The 20,510-nt window shown below is 64.0% G+C and carries 19 protein-coding genes; 15 read left to right on the forward strand and 4 right to left on the reverse strand.

Translation table 11 applies throughout. From position 1 onward, the window contains the following. Positions 1 to 8: 8 nt before the first annotated feature. The 5 genes from C8C93_RS06745 to C8C93_RS06765 all read left to right on the forward strand — a co-directional run bounded on the left by C8C93_RS06745 (position 9) and on the right by C8C93_RS06765 (position 4,817). The gene (locus C8C93_RS06745; RefSeq protein WP_121506344.1) at positions 9 to 704 is read left to right on the forward strand and encodes an SDR family oxidoreductase; all 696 of its coding nucleotides are present in this window, start codon (positions 9 to 11) and stop codon (positions 702 to 704) included. 110 nt (positions 705 to 814) lie between these two features. After that, positions 815 to 1,228 carry a bacteriohemerythrin gene (locus tag C8C93_RS06750; protein ID WP_233559581.1) on the forward strand — a complete coding sequence of 138 codons (414 nt, stop codon included), beginning with the start codon at positions 815 to 817 and terminating at the stop codon, positions 1,226 to 1,228. A gap of 66 nt (positions 1,229 to 1,294) precedes the next feature. Beyond that, positions 1,295 to 2,281, forward strand: a complete 987-nt coding sequence (locus C8C93_RS06755; RefSeq protein WP_063460672.1) for a fumarylacetoacetate hydrolase family protein — start codon at positions 1,295 to 1,297, stop codon at positions 2,279 to 2,281. Positions 2,282 to 2,405: 124 nt separating this feature from the next. Continuing rightward, complete coding sequence (locus C8C93_RS06760; RefSeq protein ID WP_121506345.1) at positions 2,406 to 4,037, forward strand: AMP-binding protein; 1,632 nt, start codon at positions 2,406 to 2,408, stop codon at positions 4,035 to 4,037. Between the two features lie 12 nt (positions 4,038 to 4,049). Further along, complete coding sequence (locus tag C8C93_RS06765) at positions 4,050 to 4,817, forward strand: SDR family NAD(P)-dependent oxidoreductase (RefSeq protein ID WP_063460671.1); 768 nt, start codon at positions 4,050 to 4,052, stop codon at positions 4,815 to 4,817. 8 nt (positions 4,818 to 4,825) lie between these two features. Here C8C93_RS06765 and C8C93_RS06770 read toward each other — a convergent pair whose 3' ends face one another. The 3 genes from C8C93_RS06770 to C8C93_RS06780 form a co-directional block, all read right to left on the reverse strand. Continuing rightward, complete coding sequence (locus C8C93_RS06770; protein ID WP_121506346.1) at positions 4,826 to 6,463, reverse strand: AMP-binding protein; 1,638 nt, start codon at positions 6,461 to 6,463, stop codon at positions 4,826 to 4,828. 3 nt (positions 6,464 to 6,466) lie between these two features. Further along, positions 6,467 to 7,450 carry a tripartite tricarboxylate transporter substrate binding protein gene (locus C8C93_RS06775; RefSeq protein ID WP_158603245.1) on the reverse strand — a complete coding sequence of 328 codons (984 nt, stop codon included), beginning with the start codon at positions 7,448 to 7,450 and terminating at the stop codon, positions 6,467 to 6,469. A 133-nt stretch (positions 7,451 to 7,583) separates the two neighbouring features. Further along, on the reverse strand, positions 7,584 to 8,696 hold the full coding sequence (locus C8C93_RS06780) for an aldo/keto reductase (RefSeq protein WP_060987200.1): 1,113 nt from the start codon (positions 8,694 to 8,696) through the stop codon (positions 7,584 to 7,586). A gap of 137 nt (positions 8,697 to 8,833) precedes the next feature. Between C8C93_RS06780 and C8C93_RS06785 the strand changes: the two genes are divergently transcribed. From C8C93_RS06785 to C8C93_RS06825, 9 genes are all read left to right on the forward strand, one after another. After that, entirely contained in the window at positions 8,834 to 9,853 is a 1,020-nt protein-coding gene (locus tag C8C93_RS06785; RefSeq protein WP_060987184.1) for an amidohydrolase family protein, read from the forward strand. Next, positions 9,850 to 10,743, forward strand: a complete 894-nt coding sequence (locus C8C93_RS06790) for a DMT family transporter (protein ID WP_121506348.1) — start codon at positions 9,850 to 9,852, stop codon at positions 10,741 to 10,743. Before C8C93_RS06785 ends, C8C93_RS06790 begins: the two co-directional genes overlap by 4 nt. A 159-nt stretch (positions 10,744 to 10,902) precedes the next feature. Next, entirely contained in the window at positions 10,903 to 12,303 is a 1,401-nt protein-coding gene (locus C8C93_RS06795; RefSeq protein WP_060987182.1) for an aromatic ring-hydroxylating dioxygenase subunit alpha, read from the forward strand. Positions 12,304 to 12,340: 37 nt separating this feature from the next. Continuing rightward, a complete protein-coding gene (locus C8C93_RS06800) occupies positions 12,341 to 12,910 on the forward strand; it encodes a 3-phenylpropionate/cinnamic acid dioxygenase subunit beta (protein WP_060987199.1) in 570 nt (189 codons plus the stop codon). A 33-nt stretch (positions 12,911 to 12,943) separates the two neighbouring features. Beyond that, complete coding sequence (locus tag C8C93_RS06805; RefSeq protein ID WP_060987181.1) at positions 12,944 to 14,224, forward strand: cytochrome P450; 1,281 nt, start codon at positions 12,944 to 12,946, stop codon at positions 14,222 to 14,224. Positions 14,225 to 14,375: 151 nt separating this feature from the next. Then, a complete protein-coding gene (locus C8C93_RS06810) occupies positions 14,376 to 15,686 on the forward strand; it encodes an amidohydrolase family protein (protein ID WP_060987180.1) in 1,311 nt (436 codons plus the stop codon). Between the two features lie 3 nt (positions 15,687 to 15,689). Beyond that, the gene (locus C8C93_RS06815; protein ID WP_233559254.1) at positions 15,690 to 16,661 is read left to right on the forward strand and encodes a zinc-binding dehydrogenase; all 972 of its coding nucleotides are present in this window, start codon (positions 15,690 to 15,692) and stop codon (positions 16,659 to 16,661) included. A gap of 184 nt (positions 16,662 to 16,845) precedes the next feature. Continuing rightward, complete coding sequence (locus tag C8C93_RS06820; protein WP_063460928.1) at positions 16,846 to 18,246, forward strand: aromatic ring-hydroxylating dioxygenase subunit alpha; 1,401 nt, start codon at positions 16,846 to 16,848, stop codon at positions 18,244 to 18,246. Between the two features lie 42 nt (positions 18,247 to 18,288). After that, positions 18,289 to 18,825: a 3-phenylpropionate/cinnamic acid dioxygenase subunit beta gene (locus C8C93_RS06825; RefSeq protein WP_121506349.1), complete on the forward strand. Its 537-nt coding sequence runs from the start codon at positions 18,289 to 18,291 to the stop codon at positions 18,823 to 18,825. 14 nt (positions 18,826 to 18,839) lie between these two features. Here the strand turns inward: C8C93_RS06825 and C8C93_RS06830 are convergent, their stop codons facing one another. Then, the gene (locus C8C93_RS06830; protein ID WP_121506350.1) at positions 18,840 to 19,580 is read right to left on the reverse strand and encodes a DUF2889 domain-containing protein; all 741 of its coding nucleotides are present in this window, start codon (positions 19,578 to 19,580) and stop codon (positions 18,840 to 18,842) included. Positions 19,581 to 19,702: 122 nt separating this feature from the next. On the opposite strand from C8C93_RS06830, the gene C8C93_RS06835 reads away from it, so the two are divergent. Continuing rightward, the gene (locus tag C8C93_RS06835; RefSeq protein ID WP_060987175.1) at positions 19,703 to 20,503 is read left to right on the forward strand and encodes an SDR family NAD(P)-dependent oxidoreductase; all 801 of its coding nucleotides are present in this window, start codon (positions 19,703 to 19,705) and stop codon (positions 20,501 to 20,503) included. Positions 20,504 to 20,510: the final 7 nt, after the last annotated feature.

Below are 20,510 nucleotides of genomic sequence, written 5' to 3' on the forward strand. Positions count from 1 at the left end.
CTGCATCTATGAGTGAACATTCTTTGGCGAACCGCCATATCGTTGTGACCGGCGGCCTGGGCGTGCTGGGCCGTGCCGTGGGGGCCGTGCTGGTCGAGCAGGGAGCCCGCGTTGTCCTGCTCGATCGTGTTGCGGCCCAGGATGTGCCTGGGATCACGGCGGTGATCGGCGGCATTGACCTGACCGACCCGGATGCCACACGGTCCGCATTCCAGCAGGCAAGCGAGCGGCTCCAGGGCTTCGATGGCCTGGTGAACGCCGCCGGGGGGTTCCGATGGGAAACGCTGGAGAGCGGAACCCTGGAGTCGTGGGATGCGCTCTATGCGATGAATCTGCGCAGTACCGTGGTGGCGTGCCGGGAGGCTCTGCCACGGCTGTTGGCGGCCGATGGCTCAGGCATCGTCAACGTGGGAGCGCTGGTTGCACAGAAGGCCGGAATGGGAATGGGGGCTTATGCGGCGTCCAAGGCTGGCGTCGCGCGGCTAACCGAAGCGCTTGCCGAGGAGGTCAAGGATCGTGGCGTGCGTGTGAACGCTGTGTGCCCCAGCATTCTGGACACGCCTGCCAACCGGGCCGATATGCCCGATGCCGACACCGCGCGCTGGGTATCGCCGCGCTCGCTGGCCGCCGTCATCGCGTTTCTGTTGTCGGACGATGCCAGCGCCGTCACAGGCGCGTGCATTCCGGTGGCCGGTCGGGTGTGATCATGGAAGACATGCGCTTGTCCCAGGAGCACTCGTCACCCGGGGCCGTTGGAGAGGGCGGCGGCAATGCCATGGCTTGGTCCGATCGCTACTTGCTTGGGCACGGTGACATGGATGGCACCCATCGCGAATTTGTCGCGTGCGTGGCGGCCCTTCAAACAGCGAAAGATGTCGATCTTGCGGGGTGCCTTGCCGCTTTCGAAGCACATGCCGTCGAGCATTTCGAGCAGGAGCGGCGCTGGATGGACTCCACCGGGTTTCCTGCCGCACAGTGCCATGTGGACGAACATACGGCGGTTCTGCGTTCCGTGCACGAGGTGCAGGAGATTCTGCGCAATGGCGGTCCAGGGCAGATAGCCCGCGATCTCGCCCATGCGCTCGCGAATTGGTTCCCAGGACACGCTGATTACATGGATGCTTCGCTTGCCCAATGGCTGGTCAAGCGCAGCCATGGTGGAGCGCCGGTGGTGCTTCGCCGCCGGCTGGAGCCCGCTGACGCGCCGCCTCTGCCGCCGGCCAACTGAGTCTTCGTTCCCGCTAGAGGCGCTTTGCCCCTGGTTTTCAATCCCCCCACAAGAGAAACGATCAATATGAGACTGGTGACATTTCAGGCTGCAGGCGAAGCCGCCCGCGCAGGCGCATTCATCGAGGGCGACCAAGCGGTGCTTGACTTGCGGCAGGCGGCGCAGACCGTGCATGGCGGCAGCGCGGACGCACTGGCGAGCATCCTCGCGCTGATCGAAGCGGGGCCCGCTGCCTCCGAGCTTGCGCGCGACCTGATCGCGCGCGCGCCCCGTGCGGCCGTCCGGGAGCGCAGCGCGGTCAGAATCCTGGCGCCCATCCAACCGCCACCGCAAATGCGCGATGCCTCTTGCTTCGAGCTGCATCTGCGCCAGAGCTATGCGGCAGCACGGCGGGCACGCGCGGCGCGCACACCGGATCCGGAGGCCACACTGAAGGCCATGAACACCCGCTCAGACGAGCGCGCGATCGAGACCTTCCTGCGCCAGCCCATCTACTACAAATGCAACCGTTTTGCGACCATCGGCGTGGACGACGATGTCGTGTGGCCCGGCTACAGCAAGGCGCTCGATTTTGAGCTCGAGTTCGGCTTCTACCTAGGCGCGCGGGCCAAGGACGTGCCCAAAGAGAAGGCGCGCGAGTACATCTTTGGCTACACGATCTTCAATGACATCAGCGCGCGTGATGCCCAGGCCGTGGAAATGGGCGGCATGCTGGGGCCGGCCAAGGGCAAAGACTTCGATACCAGCAACGTGATGGGGCCCTGCCTGGTCACTGCCGATGAGCTCCCCGATCCCTACAACCTGAACATGGTCGCCCGTGTCAATGGCGAGGAATGGGGGCGCGGCAATTCGCGCGACATGTATTGGAAGTTCGAGGATGTGATCGCGCATGTCTCGCGCTCCGAAACCCTGCATCCCGGTGAGTTCATCGGGTCGGGAACGGTGGGCAATGGCTGTGGCCTGGAGCAGATGCGCTACCTCAAGCCTGACGATGTCGTGGAACTAGAGGTGGAGGGCATCGGCCTGCTGCGTACGCGCATCACGCAGCCTTGATGGGCGTCCTCCACCCACGGGCGGGCGCCCTGGTTCCGTCGCCGCGGTGGCATGCAGCATGCTTCCGATCGGCGCCTTCACACAACGCAAAAAATCTGCCGCCGGTCGCGGCAGGGCACATCGAATGAGCAAAGACATTGATAGCGCACCTGGCTGGACGCCAGGACTGCGCGACACTCCCGTGGCGGCCTTGGCCCGCGCGGTTCTCGCGCATCCGGACAAAATCCTGTTCGATTTCAGTGGCGAGAAAACCACCTACGCCGAGTTCGACGCTCTCAGCAACCGCATGGCCCATGCGCTGCAGGCATTGGGGGTGAAGGCCGGCGCCACCGTCACTTCGCTGTTCGACAACCACCTCGACGCCGTGGTTCTCTGGATCGCGCTCAACAAGCTGTCCGCCGTGAGCGTTCCGTTGAACACGGCGCTCAAGGGCGAGTTCCTGCGCCACCAGGTGGCCGACTCGGGGGCCGAGATCGTGGTGTGCGATGCGGCCTACGCTCCGCGCCTGTTCGAGGTGGCCGGGCACCTTCAAGGCATTAGGCGCCTGTTGGTGCGCGGGGTTGTGGAAAATGGGTGTCCAGACGTTGGTTTTGCCATCGAAAGCCTTGACGATCACCGGGGGCACGACACCACGCCCCTGGCCGAGCTGCCCGATCCGGCCGCGCTCAACGCCCTGATCTACACGTCCGGGACAACAGGGCCTTCTAAGGGCTGCATGATCAGCGGCAACCAGATGTGCCATGTGGCGCGCCTGCTCCTGCGGGCTGCGCCGTTCGGCCCGAACGATGTGCTGTGGACCCCGTTGCCGCTGTTCCACATGAACGCGATCGCGACCGGCGTGGTGTCCACGCTGCTGGTGGGTGGAACGATCTCGATCGCTCCACGGTTCTCGGTCAGCGGCTTCTGGCCTGCCGTGGAGGCATCCGGGGCCACCGTGGTGTCCATCCTGGGCGCCCTGGGTACGCTGCTGGCCCAGGCACCGGACAATGACGCGATGAGGCGCTGCTTCGGCCAGATCCACACGGTCAAGGGCAATCCGTTCACGGAAGACATCAAGGCGATGTGGCGCAACCGCTTCGGCGCGCGCCACATCGGCTCCAACGCCTACGGCCTGACGGAGGCGCTGATCACGTCGGTGCCAGCCGGCGAGCCGGTTCCTCCAGGCTCGTCGGGACGGTGCGCTCCCGAGTTCGACGTGCGCATCTTCGACGACCAGGACAATCCGCTGCCGCCCGGGCAGGCCGGCGAGGTTGTGTGCCGGCCCCTGCATCCCGACATCATGTTCAAGGGCTACTGGCGCCGGGCCGAGGACACGCAGAAGGTGATGGGGAACATGTGGTTCCACACGGGAGACATTGGCAAGTTCGACGAGGCCGGGTTCTTCTACTTCGTGGACCGCAAGAAGGACTATCTGCGCCGGCGGGGGGAGAACATCTCCAGCTTCGAGATGGAATCGGCGATCCTGCAGCATCCCGACATCGAGCAGGTCGCGGTTCATGCCGTGCGGTCGAATCTGGGCGAGGACGACCTGAAGGTCACCGCCAAGCGGGTGGCGGGTGCCCAACTCACCGAAGAGGCCCTGTGCCGCTGGATGGTGGATCGGGTGCCTTATTACGCCGTGCCCCGTTACATCGAGTTCCGGGTCGAACTGCCGGTCAATCCGCAGGGGCGGATTCTGAAGTACCAGCTGCGCGATGAAGGGGTGACGCCTGCCACCTGGGACATCGAGTCCTCCACCATCAAAGTGCAGCGCTAGAGGAGCACCACCATGTCCGTTTCAGAATTGGCCGGCCGCCGCATCCTCATCACCGGAGGGGCCAGTGGCATGGGCGAGGGCCTTGTGCGCTCGCTGACGGGCATGGGGGCGCTGGTCGTGTCCATGGACCTGAACCGCGAACGCGGCGAAGCCGTTGCCAAGGCGGCGGGAGCACGGGGCTTCATGGAGGTCGATGTGGCCGACGAGGGCTCGGTTGCGCGCGCGGTCGATGCCGCCTGCACCCGCCTGGGCGGCCTGGATGTGCTGATCCATGCCGCGGGCATCGCGCCGTCTTCGCCGGCGCAGGGGACCAGTCTGGCGTTGTGGGAAAAGGTCTTTGCTGTCAATGCCACGGGTACCTTCCTGATGAACCGGGCGGTGTTTCCCCATATGAGGGAGCAGGGCGGCAGCATCATCAACTTCGCTTCCGCAGCCGGCGCGCTGGGGCTCCCCAACAAGTCTGCCTATTCGGCCGCCAAAGGGGCTGTCCTGGCCTGGACCCGCACCGTGGCCCAGGAATGGGGGCCCTACAACATCCGCGTGAATGCGATCGCCCCGGCCATCTGGACGCCCATGTATGACCAGACCCGTTCCGAAATGAGCCCGGAGCAACTGAGCGCGCACGATGCGCTGATGGCCAGGGTGATCCCGCTGGGCGGCAAGCTGGGCGACATGGCGCAGGATCTGGTGCCGGTGCTCGCCTTCCTGGCATCTCCCGGCGCGCGTTTCATGACCGGCCAGATCTTTGCCGTCGATGGCGGGACGCTGATGGTGCGCTGAGCCGGTGGTCAGGCAGGAGCGGCACCTGCCAGCGGACGCAGTTCTCCCGCCAGCAGCGCTTGCCGGACTGCAGCGCGGCCGACTTTGCCGGCATCGGTGCGCGGGACGTGCGCGAGGAGTAGGTGCCTGGGCCGCTTGAAGGAAGCCAGGTGCTGCCCGCAGTACGCCATCAGCTCGGCACGCAACGCCTCCAGCGCGTGCGATGGGGCCGGCTCGCGGGGTTGGACCAATGCGCAGACACTCTGGCCCCATTCGGGATCCGGCAGTCCCACGACGACTGCGTCGGATACCGAAGGATGCTGCATGAGAACGGCCTCAATCTCGGCAGGGTAGATGTTGACGCCGCCGGAAAGAATGAGATCGGAGCGGCGGTCGCAAAGGTAGAGCCAGCCTTCCTCATCGAGGTATCCATAGTCTCCCGCGGTGAACAGGTCACCGCGCTTGACGGAACGGGTCTTCTGTGGATCGTTGAAATACTCGAAATCGAAGCCATCATTCATGTAGATCAACCCGGGCTCGCCGGCAGGAAGCTCGGCTCCGCCCTCATCCAGGATGGCGAGCTTGCTGAACGGATACCTGCGGCCCACTGTCCCGGGGCGCCGCAGCCAGTCGTCGCTGCCGACATAGGTGCCCCCTCCCTCGCTGCACGCGTAGTACTCGTGCAGAACAGGGCCAAGCCACTCGATCATCCGGCGCTTGGTCTCCGGCGGGCATGGGGCAGCCGCGTGAATGACGGTTCTGAGGCTCGAAAGGTCGTAGCGCTGCCGGATAGCCTGCGGAAGTTGCAGCAGGCGGTGGAACAGGATCGGCACCAGCTGCACGCTGTCGATGCGTTCGCTTTCGATCAGGGCGAGCACGCGTTCGCTGTCCCATTTTTCCAGCAGCACGAGCCGATGCCCGAGATGCAGCATCTGGATGGCGCGGGAGCCGGGAGCCGCGTGGTAGAGCGGCGTGCAGACCAGGTGCGCCCCATTGCCCGCGCGCAGGCCGAACATGCCCGAATAGAGCGGAAGGGTGCGCGCCAATGCCCCTTCGGGGGGCAATCCTGTCAGCGGCCGCCGAATTCCCTTGGGGCGTCCCGTGGTGCCGGAGGAATAGAACATGGTGCTGCCTGCCAGCCGGTCGCCAAGAGGGGCGTCGGGCTGCGCGTCCAGCAAGGATTGCAGATCGCGAAAACCCGGTATGTCTCCCGCAACCGCCAGGCGCCCTTGCTCGGGGAGTGCCGCCTGTCGGGCCGCCTGGCTGGCCGTGGAGGCAAAGCGATGATCGGCAATCAGCACGCGGCTCATGCTGTTGGACAACAGGTAGGCCAATTCTTCGGCCGTCAGGTGCCAATTCAAAGGCACCAGGTAGGCGCCTATTTGCGAGATGGCGAGCGCGCTCGCCAGCCAGTCGCTGGAGTTCGGCAACAAGACCGCGACGGCGTCGCCGGTCTTCGCACCGCAGCCGCGCAGCGCATGGGACAGGCGATCGACGCGGTCGCGCAGCTCGCCGAACGTGCTGCAGCCGCCATTGGATTCCGTGATCGCGATGCGGCTGGGCTGCCGCTCGGCAATTTGCCAGAAGCCCAACGCACCCTCGCAAAGGTAAGCGGGATCGACTGCCGGCATAGGGCTGGCGTTGGCCGGGGATCTGATTTCAGGCATGGACTATTCGATCGTGATGCCTGCCGCCCGGATGGCCTGTGCCCAGGCCAGCGTATCGCGCTTTTGCAGGGTGGCAAGCTGGTCGGGCTTGCCAAGCAGTGGCTGCAGCCCGATGCTGGTAAGGAATGCCTGGCCCTCGGGCGCTTCCAGCACCTCGTTGATCAACTGGTTGAAGCGTTGGATTGCGAAGGCTGGCATCCCGGCCTTCCCGTAGAGAGCCAGCCACGCGGAGACGTCGAAATCAGCGACGCCCGACTCCGCGAGGGTAGGAATGTCGCTGGCGGCGGCGATGCGCGCGCGCGTCGTCACGGCAATTGCACGCAGGCGGCCGGAGCGCACATGTGGCAGGTAGCCCTGAGGGTCGCCAAAGGCGTAGTCAAGATGGCCGCCGATGATGTCGGAAACCACCTGGGCCAAGGTCTTGTACGGCACGAAGGTCGCCTGCAATCCCAGGCGCTGCTTGAGAATCTCGCCAGCGAGCCTTCCGGTGATCGCCGAACTGGCGTAGCTCAACTGGCCCGGCCTGGATTTGACGAAGGCGACGAACTCCTGAAACGTGCTGACCGGCACGCGCGCGGGGTTGACCACCAGGATGTAAGGCACGGTGGCCATGGAGGCGATCGGCGCGAAATCCTTTTCCGGATTGAATGGGAGGGTTTTGTACAAGCTGACGTTGGCCGCCTGGGTCGAGGATCCTGTCATCAGGAACTGATGCCCATCGCCTTTCATGCGGGCGACAGCGTCCGCCGCAATGTTGCCGCCTGCGCCAGGCTTGTACTCGATGACGAACACGATCTCGGGATGGCGCTTTTGGATCTGCTCGGTGCAGTAGCGAATCAGCCCGTCGATGGCACCGCCACCGGCGTATGCCACCGTGATCGAGACAGGCTTGGTGGGCCAGATGGTTTGGGCGTAGCCAGGAGCTGCCCATGTCGGGAGTGCACTGGCCGCGAGGCCAAGCATCCGACGCCGGGTCCAGAAAATCATGTGGATGTCTCCGTTTCGATTGGCTGGGAGGCCATGCCTGCCATTTTCACTGGTTCCTCCGAGGCTCTTTCGTGCGAGTTCCCCGGACATTTGCCATGGATGGGCGGGTTCTCCAGGGGCGCTGGTCTGTCGCTCAGCGCCAGCCGCCACTGCGAGCCGCAGGAGGTTCGTCAAAGTGGGGAGGGTGGGGCGACACGCTGGCTCCCCCGTGCATGCGCGGCTGAATGGCGCTCAGAAAGTTGTAGGGAAACAGCGGTGGCAACGCGCTCACCTGATCAAGCCGGGTACGGAGTTCGGAAGGCAACTCGAAGTCCAGCGCGCCCAAGCTGTCCTGCAGCTGTTCGAGCCGGGTGGCGCCCAGGATCACCGAGCTGAGCGCCGGGCGGCCCGACAGCCAGTTGATGGCCACCCTAGCCATGGGCTGCCCCAATTCATTGGCGACGGATTCGAGCGCCGCGACGATCTCCCAGTTGCGCGGCGTCAGCTTGTTCAGCGCGGGTGTCGCCACCGCGGCGGTGGCCTTGATGCGCCCAGCCTGCTGTGCTGGTGCCTCCACATTGGGCTGGTACTTGCCGGACAGCAGGCCGCCGCCCAAAGGACTCCAGGCCACCAGCCCGAGGCCCACTTCCTGGCACATGGCGGGAAACTCGTACTCGATGCCGCGCTGCACCAGCGAATACTCGAGCTGCACCGCGCAAGGACCTTCGAGGCCATGGTACTGCGCCAGGGTGGTGATGCGCGCGGCATACCAGGCGGGCACGTCCGAGAGCGCCCAGTGGCGGATCTTGCCGGCGCGCACCAACTGATCCATGCTGCGCAGAACCTCCTCCGCCGGCGTGATGCCATCCCATGCATGGAGGTAGTAGAGATCCACATAGTCCGTCTTCAGCCGCGCCAGCGAGGCATCCAGGGAACGGATCAGATTCTTGCGGCCGTTGCCCGCGGCGTTCGGGTTGCCTTGCGGGTTCTGGTGATTGAAGCTGTACTTGGTGGCCAGAACGACGCGATCGCGCATACCCGTTTCCGACATGAATTCGCCCAGCCAGGTCTCGGCGGTGCCTTGCGTGTAGATGTCAGCCGAATCGATGAAATTCCCCCCGGATGCCAGGTAGGCGTCGAACATCGCGCGTGCGGTCTCCCGATCGCAGCCCCAACCGTTCTCGGTGCCAAAGGTCATGGTACCCAGGGACAGGCGCGAGACGCGTAAACCGGTACGGCCAAGCAGGTGGTATGTGGTGGGTTGCATCGGGTCTCTCAGGTTCTTGCTGAAATTGAAACACATTGACAATAAGTGTTCAAACATTAGACTGTGCTGGCTCGGCTGATGTCAAGTCCGGGCGGCTGTCCCGGGGGCCATTCCCCGTCCCATCACCCTGACGACCTATGCTGATCGACGCCCACGCCCACCTGCTGACTCCTGGAATGCTCAACCGCCACGATTTCTGGGGGCCTTTCATGAAGATGCAGGGGTTCACCGTCGGGCACTTCGCGCTGGGAACCAAGCAAAAATCGAAGGCCACCTCGGACCAGCAGGCGGAGGCGAACCTGCTGGCAAAGATGACGCATGCCGCGCGCCGCGAACTGATGGCCCAGCGCGGCGTGGACCAGATAGTGGTGTCCACGCCCTCGCATGCATTCATGTACTGGGCGGACGACTTCGGAAGCGAATACGCGCGCATCTGCAATGACGAGATGTCCGCCTACTGCGCCCAGGACCCGGCGCACTTTGCTTTCTGGGCACACGCCAACCTGGCCGATCCGGTCGCGGCTGCACGCGAGATCGAGCGCGCCGTCACGCAACTCGGGGCCAAGGGGGTCTGCGTGGGGGGCGCCAATTTCAAGGGCCTGCAGGCCTATAGCGAGGAATTGTTCCCCGTTTGGGAGGCTGTCACGCGGCTGGATGTGCCGCTGATGGTGCATGGTTACAACCAGTCCGTATGGTGGGGCGACAAGCATGCGGAAGACCGTTTCGAGACCACCTCGATCGTGGGCGATTGCGTCGATGAAACCCTGTTCTTCTGGTACCTGATCTGCGGCGGCGCGCTGGACGTGTTCCCCACACTGAAAACCTACATCAACCACGCCGGTGGCATGGCGGTGTTCCAGCTCGGGCGCCTGGCCGAGCTGAACAAGTCGATGGCGCCCGACGCACGCAACAAGCGCCCGTTCATGGACTACCTGTCCAACTTCTGGTTCGACCTGGACGTGCACCATCCGGCGCTGCGCCGCGCCGTGGTGGAGGTGGTGGGCGCCGACCAGGTTCTCTATGGCACCAACTTCGGGGGCGCCTACGACAATGGCGACCTGACCGCCGGACTGGGCCTTTCTGACGCCGATGTGGCCAAGATCCGCAGCGGGAATGCGCGCCGCCTGCTGAAACTCGATACCTCCGTCGCGGCATGACGGGTTTTGTCCTGAGCCGACGCCAGGTCTGGCTGCTCGTGTTCGTCACCCTGTTCTGGGGGGTGAACTGGCCCATCATGAAATCAGCCGTCAGCGCCTATCCCGCGATGGCATTCCGGGCCTGGTCCATGGTACTGGGCCTGCCGTGCCTGTGGGTGGGGCTGAAGCTGCTGCGGGTTCCCCTGCAGGTGCCACGACGGTACTGGGGCGAGTTGCTGCTGCTGGCAACCACCAACATGGTGGCCTGGCACCTGTGCCTGATGTGGGCCCTGCCGGGCCTGAGTTCCGGGCGGGCGGCGATCATCGGCTACACCATGCCCGTGTTTTCGGCGCTCTGGGGCATGTTGCTGTATCGCCAGCGCCTGTCCCGGCCGCAATGGGTGGGCGTGGGGAGCGCGACTGCAGGCGTGGTGTTGCTGCTGTGGCATGAGTTCTCGCGCCTCAGCGGGGTTCCCTTGGCCGGGCTCACCCTGCTGGCCGGAACCGCGGTGTGGGCCCTGGGAACCCAGCAACTGCGGCGTAGCGCCATGGATGTGCCTGTGCTCGCGATCGGGTTCTGGATGACGGCGATCACGGCAGTCGCGGTTCTGCTGTATGTGGGGATCACCGATGGCCTGCCCGCGAACCAGCCCTCGCCAGGGGTCTGGGCAGCGATCGCCTACAACGCACTGTTGATTTTTGGGTTTTGCCACGTGGCGTGGTTCGCCCTGGCCCGCGCCTTGCCGCCAGTCGCAGCGAGTGTCAGCATTTCCCTGATCCCCGTGCTCGGGCTGCTGTCGGGCGCGCTGTGGCTGAACGAGGCGCTGCATTGGCAAGACGGGGCCGCGGTGCTCTTGATCATGCTGGCGATTGGCGTTGCCTTGCATCCGGCGGGAACGGAGACTTCTTGAAGGCGCCTTTCATGGCCAGTCCCCCCTGGTAATTTGCGATAGATCAACAGGGCAGGCGTTTCGGCTTCGGGTAAACCTCTAGAAGTTGAACACAAATAGAAAAACTGTCCTAAATTGTCTCCATGCCGGCAATCGTGCCGGTCCCAAGGAGACGATGAAATGTTGACGCGTAGCAATCCGGTGTTGTCCGACGGAACCAGAATCTCGGACCTCATCAATCTGGACACCCGTGAAGTGAAGATGCGGGTCTTGTCCGATGCCGAGCTGTACCAGCTCGAGATGGAAAAGATCTTCGCCAAGACCTGGGTCTTCCTGGCCCATGAAACGGAAATACCCAACTCGGGAGATTTCGTCCAGCGGGATATGGGTTCGGATTCGGTCCTCGTCACGCGTGACCGCGAGGGCCAGGTGCACGTGGTGCTCAACGTCTGCACCCACCGGGGCATGAAGGTCTCCACGCTGGACGTGGGCAACACCCAGGCCCACATGTGCATCTACCACGGCTGGGCCTTCAAGCCCAATGGGGACTTCATCGGCGCCCCCGTCGACAAGGAGTGCATGCACGGGAAGATGATGAGCAAAGAGCAACTCTCGCTCACCAAGGCCCGCGTGGCGGTCTACGGCGGCATGATTTTCGCCACCTGGAACCTTGACGGCCCTTCCTTCGACGAGTTCCTGGGAGACGCAAAGTTTTACTACGACACCATGTGGTGCCGTACCACCAGTGGCATGGAGGTTTTGGGGCCGCCGCAGCGCTTCATCATCAAGGCCAATTGGAAGACAGCTGCCGAGCAGGGGGCATGCGATGGCTATCACACGCTGACCCTGCACCGCTGGCTGGGTGAGATCGGCCCCTATGCGAAGAAGCCCAATGCCGAAGGGGGTGGGGCGGACCTGACACCGGAAATGTATGGCGTTGAAGTCTGGACTGACCATGGCCACACCATGCGTTGTATCGATCTGGGCCGCAAGGTTCACCGGATCACGGGCAGGGATCCAGCCGAGCTTTCGCCCCAGGAAAAGCTCACTGTCCTGCCCCCCCCGGGCTTGACGGCCGAGATGATCCCCGATGTGGTGAGCCGCCTCTCGCCTGAGCAGATCGAGATCATGAGCTCCAACCCGCCGCAAGTGGGCAACTTCTTTCCCAACGGACTGTTCGAGTTCATCTACCTGCCGACGGCCGATGGCAAGGTGACGGGCGCGATGGCCCTGCACACCTATGTGCCCATGGGGCCGGATAAGTTCATGTTCATGAACTGGATCCTGGCAGAAAAGGATACGCCGCCCGAGCAGAAGGCCGCGATGCTGCGCATTTCCTGCCAGTTCCTGGGCACTTCCGGCATGGTGGAGCAGGACGACTCGGACACCTGGCCGCACCAGACCATCGTCTCCAAAGGGGCGATGAGCAAGAACATCACGCTCAAATACCAAGCCAAGTATGAGACCGGCAAGCCTGACGGCTGGCCGGGTCCCGGTCATGTTGGCAGCGGCTTCACCAAGGACGACACCAACTGGAGCTTCTGGCAGTACTGGCACGAGCTGATGACTCGCGAGTCTTGAGCCGCCGATGCCAACCCTTCACCACCAGGAGATCACCATGTTTGCCAACCTGCTCGAACCCACGCCTCTGCCATCCACCGTGCGCGGCAACCGCATGCCTGTCGGCAGTCCCCTTTACAACGAATGCGTCGAATTCCTCATTGACGAGGCGGAGATGCTCGATGAGCTGCGCTTTGACGAATGGCGCGCGCTGCTGGCGCAGGACATCGAATACAACGTCCCGCAGCGCTTGACACGCCCCGTGCGCATGCAGGATGGCACGACCATTCGAACCGTTCAGCACATGCACGACAACTACGCCTCGTTGATGCTGCGCGTGCGCCGTATCACGGAAACCCGCAGCGCCTGGTGCGAAGACCCTCCCTCGCGCACGCGCCGGATGGTCAGCAACGTGCGCGTCTACAAGACCGACAAGCCGAATGAATTCAAGGTGCAGAGCTACATGCTTCTCACCCGGAACCGATTCGATTTTGACTATTTTGACCTGATCCCCTGCGACCGCCATGACGTGTTGCGCAAGGAAGGCGGCGCCTTGCAACTGGCGCGGCGCGAGGTCCTGATTGACCAATCCGTGCTCGGCACGCCCAACCTCGGCATTTTTCTGTGACCTGCGGTGTCGCGTTCCACCTTTGAGGAAAAAATGAAAACCACCTATCGTTCCGAGAAGCTCGAAGAGGCTTTCGCTGCACTTTCGGCCAACTACCGAGGGACCGACATCGACCTGTACGCGGTGTGCCGCGACAGGCGCGCGACGTCGCCGGTCGCGACCGGCGACTTCATGAACAGCATCGGCGTGCCCACGCATGCCGGTGCCAACCACGGCCACCCGACCTTCACCCTGTTCAAGTACAACGACGTCAAGAACGTGCTGCAGGACTCCGCCACCTTCAACAGCCGCTTCATGGCCAAGGGCTTCGGCAGCTTTTTCAGTGCCGACGGACTGGTCATCACGGCCATGGATGGCGAGGCGCACCGCAAGGCCCGCGGGCTGCTGCAGCCGGTGTTTGCACCCGATGCCGTGCTGCCCTGGCGCGCCGCGATCGAGCACCAGATCCGCGACGAGTTCATCCTGCCCCTGGTGCCCGACAAGCGCGCCGACCTGCTGGACTTCGGCCTGTACTTCCCGATCCGCGTCATCTACGGATTGATCGGCTTTCCCGACGAGGAACTGGGCAACTTCTACGAGTACGCGGCGATGGGCCTGACCGTGCTGGCTGGCCCGAAGATCGACCCGGCCGAAGAGGCCGCGTCCCGCGAGCGCGCGATGAAGGCCACCAACACCTTGTATGAGACCGTGATGGCGCTGGTCAAGCGCCGCCGCGCCGAAGGAGCTCCCGGAGACGACCTGGTGTGCCGCCTGCTGCGCGCCGAATTCGAGGGGCGCAAGCTCGACGACCACGAAATCACGACCTTCGCGCGTTCGATGGTGGCCGCCGGCGGCGAAACCACCACCCGGACCTTCAGCTCAATCATGACGCTGCTGCTGCAGCGTCCAGCCCTGGTCGAACGGGTCCGCAACGATCGCAGCCTGGTGTCCAAGCTGATCGACGAGGGGGTGCGCTTCGAGCCCGTGTCCACCGTCAAGGTGCGTCAGGCCGTTCGCGATGTCGAGATCCGGGGCGTGCAGATCCCCAGGGATGCGATGGTGCAGTGCGTGGTCGCCTCCGCCAACCGCGACGAAGAGATCTTCGACAACAGCGACACCTTCGACATCGACCGCCGCCAGAAGCCGTCCTTCACCTTCGGCTTCGGCCCGCACATGTGCATTGGCCAGTACCTGGCGAAGATGGAGCTTTCCATCGCCATCAACGCGGTGCTCGACCTGTTCCCCAACATCCGGCTCGATCCGGACCGCCCCGCGCCCGTGATCGCCGGCAGCATGCTGCGCGGCGCGTCCTCCGTGCCCGTGATCTGGGACTGAAGCCCCAGGCCGTCAAATCAGCCGCACGGTGTGCCCCGCCGGACGTGCCCGCCGCGATGTGCGGCGCGGCCGGCGCGGCGCATTCCCGATCGTCCCATTCGCGATCGGGGTCCCATCTTTTGTTTGCATATTCCTTTATCTGGAGTCCATCATGAAACTCGACGACCTCATTCTTGTCAGCGTTGACGACCACGCGATTGAGCCGCGCGGGGCTTTTGATCGCCACATGCCAGCCAAATTCAAGGGCCGCCAGCCCAAGGTGGTTCAAAGCAGGGGCCGTGACGTCTGGGTCTTCGAAGACCGCGCGACAGGCTACATGGGCCTGAACTCCGTGGTGGGGCGCCCCAAGGACGAATACGGCATGGAGCCTTTGGGCTACGAGCACATGCGCCGCGGGACGTGGGACATCAAGGCCCGGGTGGACGATATGAACGCCAATGGTGTGCTGGGCTCCATCTGCTTCCCGACCTTTCCCGGTTTCGCGGGGCAGCGCTTCCAGCAGTACAGGGATGCGCGGGAGGTTTCGTTCGCCGCCATCCAGGCCTACAACGACTGGCACCTGCACGACTGGTGCAATGCAGCGCCGGGGCGGTTCATTCCGCTGAGCCTGATTCCATGGTGGGATGGTGAACTGGCTGCCCAGGAGATCCGCCGCATGGCCAAGCTGGGGGTTCACGCGATCTCCCTCTCGGACAACCCCGCGCTGCATGGGTTCCCCTCGATCCACTCCGACCATTGGGATCCGGTGTGGAAGGCTTGCGCGGACAATGACGTGGTGATCTGCTGCCACATCGGCACCGGCGTCAAGGCCGAGCATGCCTCGGACCTCACGCCGATCGATGCCTGGATCACCTCGATGCCGATCTCGATCGCCAACTCGGCCGCCGACTGGATATGGGCCCCCATGTGGAAGAAGTACCCCAATCTGCGCATGGCCCTCTCCGAGGGCAGCATCGGATGGATTCCATACCTGCTGGAGCGTGCCGACTTCACCTACCGGCACCATCACGAGTGGACCATGACGGACTTCGGCGGCGGCAAGCCCAGCGACGTCTTCAGGCAGCACATCATCACCTGCTTCATCGAAGACGAGTTCGGCTTGCGCAATCTGGCCGACATCGGCGAAGACAAGGTGACCTGGGAGTGCGACTACCCGCACTCCGACTGCACCTGGCCGGGTTCGCCGGAGATCTTCCATGCGCAGACCCGGCACCTGACGGACGCGCAGATCGACAAGATCGGCCACCTCAACGCCATGCGCGAGTTCTCCTACGACCCGTTCTCCATCCTGGGACGCGAGAACTGCACCGTGGGAGCGCTGCGGGCGCAGGCCAAGCACGTGAGTGTCGAACCGATGCTGGGCATGGGGGGGGCCAAGCCGGTGCGGCAGACGGGCAAGCCGGTGACCTCGGGCGACATCAACAAGATGTTCGCTGATGCGGACGCAGAGACCGCGCTGTAGCCTTTGGGAGCATCAGATGAGCCATCTCTACGATCTGGGGGCTGCAAGATGCGGGCGGCCGTGATTGCCGAGCGCGGACTGCCGCCGGTTCTGCAGGACTTTCCCGAACCACAGGCTCGCGAGGGCGCGACCTTGATCAAGGTCGATACCGCGGGGCTGGGAGGCTGGGATGTTCTGGGGGCCTACCGCCTGGGCGTGCAATTCCCGTGCGTGATTCGGGGCGAGGGGGTAGGCCACGCCCCGGACGGGCGCCGGGTCTATTTCGGCGAGCGCTCGGTGGCGCCCTTCGGGGCCTGGGCCGAACGCACCTTGGTACCTACCGAAGAGGTGTGGGACGTTCCCGACGATGTCGACGATGCGCTGGCCATCACCATGGGCATCGCGGGCACCGGCGCACTGCTGCCGCTGGAACAGGCCCGCATCCAGCCTGGCGAAACCGTGCTGATCTTGGGGGCCACGGGAACGCTCGGGCAGCTCGCCCTGCAGCTCGCGCGCATTCTGGGCGCTGGCCGTGTGGTGGGGGCGGCCCGCGATGCGGCCGCCCTGGAGCGCTTGCGCGCGCGGGGCCTGGCCGACGCGGTGGTGGCCCTGGGCGGCACCGACGATGCCGTGGCCCTGAAGGCCGTGGCGGGCGAGGGGTTCGACGTGGTTCTCGACGGCGTATGCGGTGCGCCCATGCTCGCGGCGCTGAAGGCCACGCGCTGGGGCGCGCGCATCCTCACCGTCGGCACGGGGGGCGGGCGCGAAGTGAAGCTCGATATCGCCGACCTGCTGTTCCGCACGCTCAGTTGCGTGGGTACGGGGCAGCGCTCGGCCAGCGATCGCGAGGCCACCTGGCGCCGGCTCCTGCGGATGGCGCACGAGCATCGCATCACCTTTGACCATGTCGGGTATCGCTTCGACCAGATGCCGGACGCCTGGGCAAGCCAGGTGGCGGGGCCACATGCCAAGATCACCGCTTCTCTCAAGGCCTGATCGGAATTCGGCACGAACCAGAAGGATGGCGCGGATGCCAGGCTGGGAGGGTATGCGCGAACCTAGTGTTAACCCTGGTTTTTGGCCGCATTTGGGCCACTGGAACGGGCTTTATATGTACAGACTTTGCTAGGTTGTTTATATTTCGTCCCCACAGCTGCCCAAACAGATGAAGGAGACGCGCATGCTAAGCCCCACCCCCCCCACGCTTTCCGATGGAACCAAGGTCGTTGATCTGGTCAATGTGAACACACGGGAGGTGCAGATGCGCGCGCTCTCGGACCCCGAGCTCTACGAGCTGGAGATGGAGCGGATCTTCGGCAAGATCTGGGTTTTCCTCGGCCATGAGTCCGAGATTCCCAACTCGGGGGACTTCGTCACTCGCGACATGGGTTCCGACTCGGTGCTGGTCACGCGCGATAAGTCGGGCGAGGTTCACGTGCTTCTCAACCTGTGCACGCACCGGGGCATGCGGGTTTCGACCCTGGATGCGGGCAACACGCAGATCCACACCTGCATCTACCATGGCTGGGCTTTCCGTCCGAACGGAGCCTTTCTCGGCGCGCCGGTCGAGAAGGAGACGATGCACGGCAAGATGATGAGCAAGGAGGAACTGGGGTTGAAGAAGGCCCGGGTCACCTTGTATGGCGGGCTGATCTTTGCAACCTGGAACATCGATGGCCCCTCGTTCGAGGAATTCCTTGGCGACGCCAAGTGGTACTACGACATCCTTTTCAAGCGCACCGACAAAGGCATGGAAGTGCTGGGGCCGCCGCAGCGCTTCACGGTGCGTGCCAACTGGAAGGCAGCAGGGGAGCAGTCTGCCGCCGACGGCTACCACACGCTGACCCTGCACCGCTGGCTTGGCGAGGTCGGCAACTATTCCAAGAAGGGCGAAGGGGAGGGCAGCGGTGGCGACCTGAGCCCAGAGATGTACGGGGTGGAAGTCAGTTCGCCGCACGGGCACGCGTTGCGATGCATCGACCTGGGGCGGAAGATTCGCCGCATGACCGGGCTCGATCCCGACGTGCTGAGCGTGGACGAAAAGCTCAATGCGCTCCCGCCAGCCGGCATGACGAAGGAGATGGTCGAGCAGCTCAAGCGCAACCTCACGCCCGAACAGCTGCATGTGCAGACCAGCATGCCGCCGCAGGTCGGCGGCATCTTCCCGAACGTGCTGTTTGGCTTCGTCTACATCCCACAGGCCGATGGCTCGGTGGTCGGCTCGATGACCATGCATGCCTACGTCCCGAAGGGGCCCGACAAGCTGGAGTTCGTGAACTGGATCTTTGCGGAAAAGGACGCCCCGCAGGAGTTGCGCGACAAGATGCTCAGGCAGACCATCCAGCTGTTTGGCACATCAGGCATGGTGGAGCAGGACGACTCCGACACCTGGCCGCACATGACCCTGGCCGCCAAGGGCGCGCAGGGCAAGAAGATGACCCTGAAGTACCAGGCTGTCTATGAAACCGGGGCGCCCAAAGGCTGGCCCGGCCCGGGCATCGTCAACGAAGGCTTCACCAAGGACGACACGCAGTGGCACTGGTGGTTGTACTGGCGCCAGCTCATGGGCGACGCGGTCTGATCCTTCCTTGCAACTCGATACCATCCAATCTCGGAGACTCCCATGAGTGAAGCCCAAGGCGCCCTGGTGCCTATCGGATCGCCGGTTTACAACCAGATCCTTCAATTTCTGTACGTCGAGGCGCGCCTGCTTGACGAAATCCGCCTCAAGGAATGGGGCGCCCTGCTCGCGCAAGACCTGATCTACTCCGCTCCCTTGAGGGAAACACGGCCGGTCAACCAGCAGGCGGCATCGGTGGTGCGCACCATGCAGCACTACCACGACGATTGGCGCTCCGTGATGGGGCGGATCGTGCGCCTTACCGGCACCAAGAGCGCCTGGGCGGAAGATCCACCATCGCGCACGCGCCGACTCGTGACCAACGTTCTGGTCGAAGAGACGGACAAGCCCCAGGAATACAGCGTGCGCAGCTATCTGCTAGTGACGCGCAGCCGGTTCAACTTCGATGAATACGACCTGATCAGCGCGGAACGCAGGGACATCCTGCGGTCGGATGGCGAGGGGTTCAAGCTGGCCAAGCGCGAGATCCTGCTGGACCAGGCCGTGCTGGGTACGCCGAATCTGGCCATCTTCCTTTGACCTCGCGCTTGCCTTCAAGCCTTGAACGCGAGCCATTCCTGGTCATCGCGGCATAGCTGGCCGGGCTGCCACGTGAAATTCCAGGTCGAGCCCACTTGGCGCAAAGCCAGAGGGGCTCTTCCAGGCTGCTGCGCATAGCAGGCTCCGGTCGTTCTGGCATGGCGCTGTGCATCGAGGGGACGATTCTTCCCCATGGAAATCACGGCACATCGCCGCAATACCAGTGCTGCTTCAGCCATGTCTTCAGTCAGGTGGGCAAACGCCCAGCGCGCCATGCCCTGGCGCAACCCGATGCCTTCGTAAGGGGGAGGCCCTACGATGTCCAGGTCCTGGATATCCCAGGCCAGCAGCCGGATGCCGTCGCGATCGAGGGTCGCGTATGTGCGTCCTTCGATTCTCAGTGGCACCTCGATGTCATAGCGGCGTCGCGGCAGGGCCCGGGACGCGGCGGCCGCGGCCAGGCCGCTGAGTTCCAGCATGTGGGTGCATTGCTCGCTGGGATCGACTTGGCGCATCACGCCGTGGGCGCTTGTCGCAGGGGGCGTGCCGACCAGCTGTTGGAGTTGGCCAGCCGCCGAAGGACACAGGCTGTAAGGGTGGCGAGGAGCTTCGCCACGCACGAAGGCGATGAGCCCATCCCGGACGACGAGTTCGACCCGGAAATGATGGAAGTCATCCTCCAGCGCGGCCCGGCAGCGAAAGCCGGCTTCCAAGGGATCGGTTGCGATCAGAATGCGGCGTCGGAATACAGGCATGGGAACTTTCTTTCGGGGCCTCTGCCGTCGGCTGGCAACGCGCGAAGCCTGATTTTTCCGGCTGACACGAAGTGTCTTAAAGTGTACGATAAAAAGAATTCTGTCTAATATAAGGAGATTCAATGGGCTTGCTGAAAGACAAGGTGGCGCTGATCACCGGAGCGGGCGGTGGTATCGGACGCGGCATTGCACGCTGCTATGCGCGAGAAGGCGCTGCGGTACTGATTGCCGAGCTCGATCCCGTGACCGGCGCCGAGGCCGAGGCCGAACTCCAGCAGATGGGCGCGCGCGCCCTGTTCGTGCCCACCGACGTGCTCCGCAAGGACAGCGTGGAAGCCGCCATTCAGGCCGCAGCGGATAGCTTTGGCGGGCTCGACATTCTCATCAACAATGCCTTCGTCCCATCCGAGAACGTGTTGCTGGAGGACAAGACGGATGCGATGCTGGAGCGTACCCTGACATCTACCGTCTGGGCGTCCTGGTGGGCCATGCGCGCTGCCTTGCCGCACATGCGTGCGCGCGGTGGTGGGCGCATCATCAATTTCACGTCGATCGACGTGGACATCGGAGCCTGGCAGCATGCCGACTACAACACGGGCAAATCCGGTGTCGTCGGACTGACGCGCAGCGCAGCGGCCGAATGGGGCCGGTTCAACATCACTTGCAACGCCATTGCACCGACAGCCATGGGGGCGACATTCCATAAGCTGGCCGCCGAAATCCCCGGTTTCGCCGAGCGCTCGGCCGCCGCCCGGCCCATGGGTCGCTCGGGTGATCCGGAACTGGATATCGGGCCAGTGGCCGTCTTTCTGGGCTCGGAGATGGCGCGGTTCGTGACCGGAATCACCATGCACGTGGACGGTGGGCTGCATTTGCCAGGCTACAACTCGCGCCCGGCCCATGTGCCGGTGCGCGAATACTGATGCACCG

This window comes from Acidovorax sp. 93 (assembly GCF_003633835.1).
Lineage (GTDB): Bacteria > Pseudomonadota > Gammaproteobacteria > Burkholderiales > Burkholderiaceae_C > Acidovorax > Acidovorax facilis.

Excerpts from the sequence above, each read along its gene's own strand:
- C8C93_RS06745 (WP_121506344.1), top strand. The coding sequence starts at position 9 with ATGAGTGAACATTCTTTGGCGAACCGCCATATCGTTGTGACCGGCGGC.
- C8C93_RS06750 (WP_233559581.1), top strand. The coding sequence starts at position 815 with ATGGATGGCACCCATCGCGAATTTGTCGCGTGCGTGGCGGCCCTTCAA.
- C8C93_RS06755 (WP_063460672.1), top strand. The coding sequence starts at position 1,295 with ATGAGACTGGTGACATTTCAGGCTGCAGGCGAAGCCGCCCGCGCAGGC.
- C8C93_RS06760 (WP_121506345.1), top strand. The coding sequence starts at position 2,406 with ATGAGCAAAGACATTGATAGCGCACCTGGCTGGACGCCAGGACTGCGC.
- C8C93_RS06765 (WP_063460671.1), top strand. The coding sequence starts at position 4,050 with ATGTCCGTTTCAGAATTGGCCGGCCGCCGCATCCTCATCACCGGAGGG.
- C8C93_RS06770 (WP_121506346.1), bottom strand. The coding sequence starts at position 6,463 with ATGCCTGAAATCAGATCCCCGGCCAACGCCAGCCCTATGCCGGCAGTC.
- C8C93_RS06775 (WP_158603245.1), bottom strand. The coding sequence starts at position 7,450 with ATGATTTTCTGGACCCGGCGTCGGATGCTTGGCCTCGCGGCCAGTGCA.
- C8C93_RS06780 (WP_060987200.1), bottom strand. The coding sequence starts at position 8,696 with ATGCAACCCACCACATACCACCTGCTTGGCCGTACCGGTTTACGCGTC.
- C8C93_RS06785 (WP_060987184.1), top strand. The coding sequence starts at position 8,834 with ATGCTGATCGACGCCCACGCCCACCTGCTGACTCCTGGAATGCTCAAC.
- C8C93_RS06790 (WP_121506348.1), top strand. The coding sequence starts at position 9,850 with ATGACGGGTTTTGTCCTGAGCCGACGCCAGGTCTGGCTGCTCGTGTTC.
- C8C93_RS06795 (WP_060987182.1), top strand. The coding sequence starts at position 10,903 with ATGTTGACGCGTAGCAATCCGGTGTTGTCCGACGGAACCAGAATCTCG.
- C8C93_RS06800 (WP_060987199.1), top strand. The coding sequence starts at position 12,341 with ATGTTTGCCAACCTGCTCGAACCCACGCCTCTGCCATCCACCGTGCGC.
- C8C93_RS06805 (WP_060987181.1), top strand. The coding sequence starts at position 12,944 with ATGAAAACCACCTATCGTTCCGAGAAGCTCGAAGAGGCTTTCGCTGCA.
- C8C93_RS06810 (WP_060987180.1), top strand. The coding sequence starts at position 14,376 with ATGAAACTCGACGACCTCATTCTTGTCAGCGTTGACGACCACGCGATT.
- C8C93_RS06820 (WP_063460928.1), top strand. The coding sequence starts at position 16,846 with ATGCTAAGCCCCACCCCCCCCACGCTTTCCGATGGAACCAAGGTCGTT.
- C8C93_RS06825 (WP_121506349.1), top strand. The coding sequence starts at position 18,289 with ATGAGTGAAGCCCAAGGCGCCCTGGTGCCTATCGGATCGCCGGTTTAC.
- C8C93_RS06830 (WP_121506350.1), bottom strand. The coding sequence starts at position 19,580 with ATGCCTGTATTCCGACGCCGCATTCTGATCGCAACCGATCCCTTGGAA.
- C8C93_RS06835 (WP_060987175.1), top strand. The coding sequence starts at position 19,703 with ATGGGCTTGCTGAAAGACAAGGTGGCGCTGATCACCGGAGCGGGCGGT.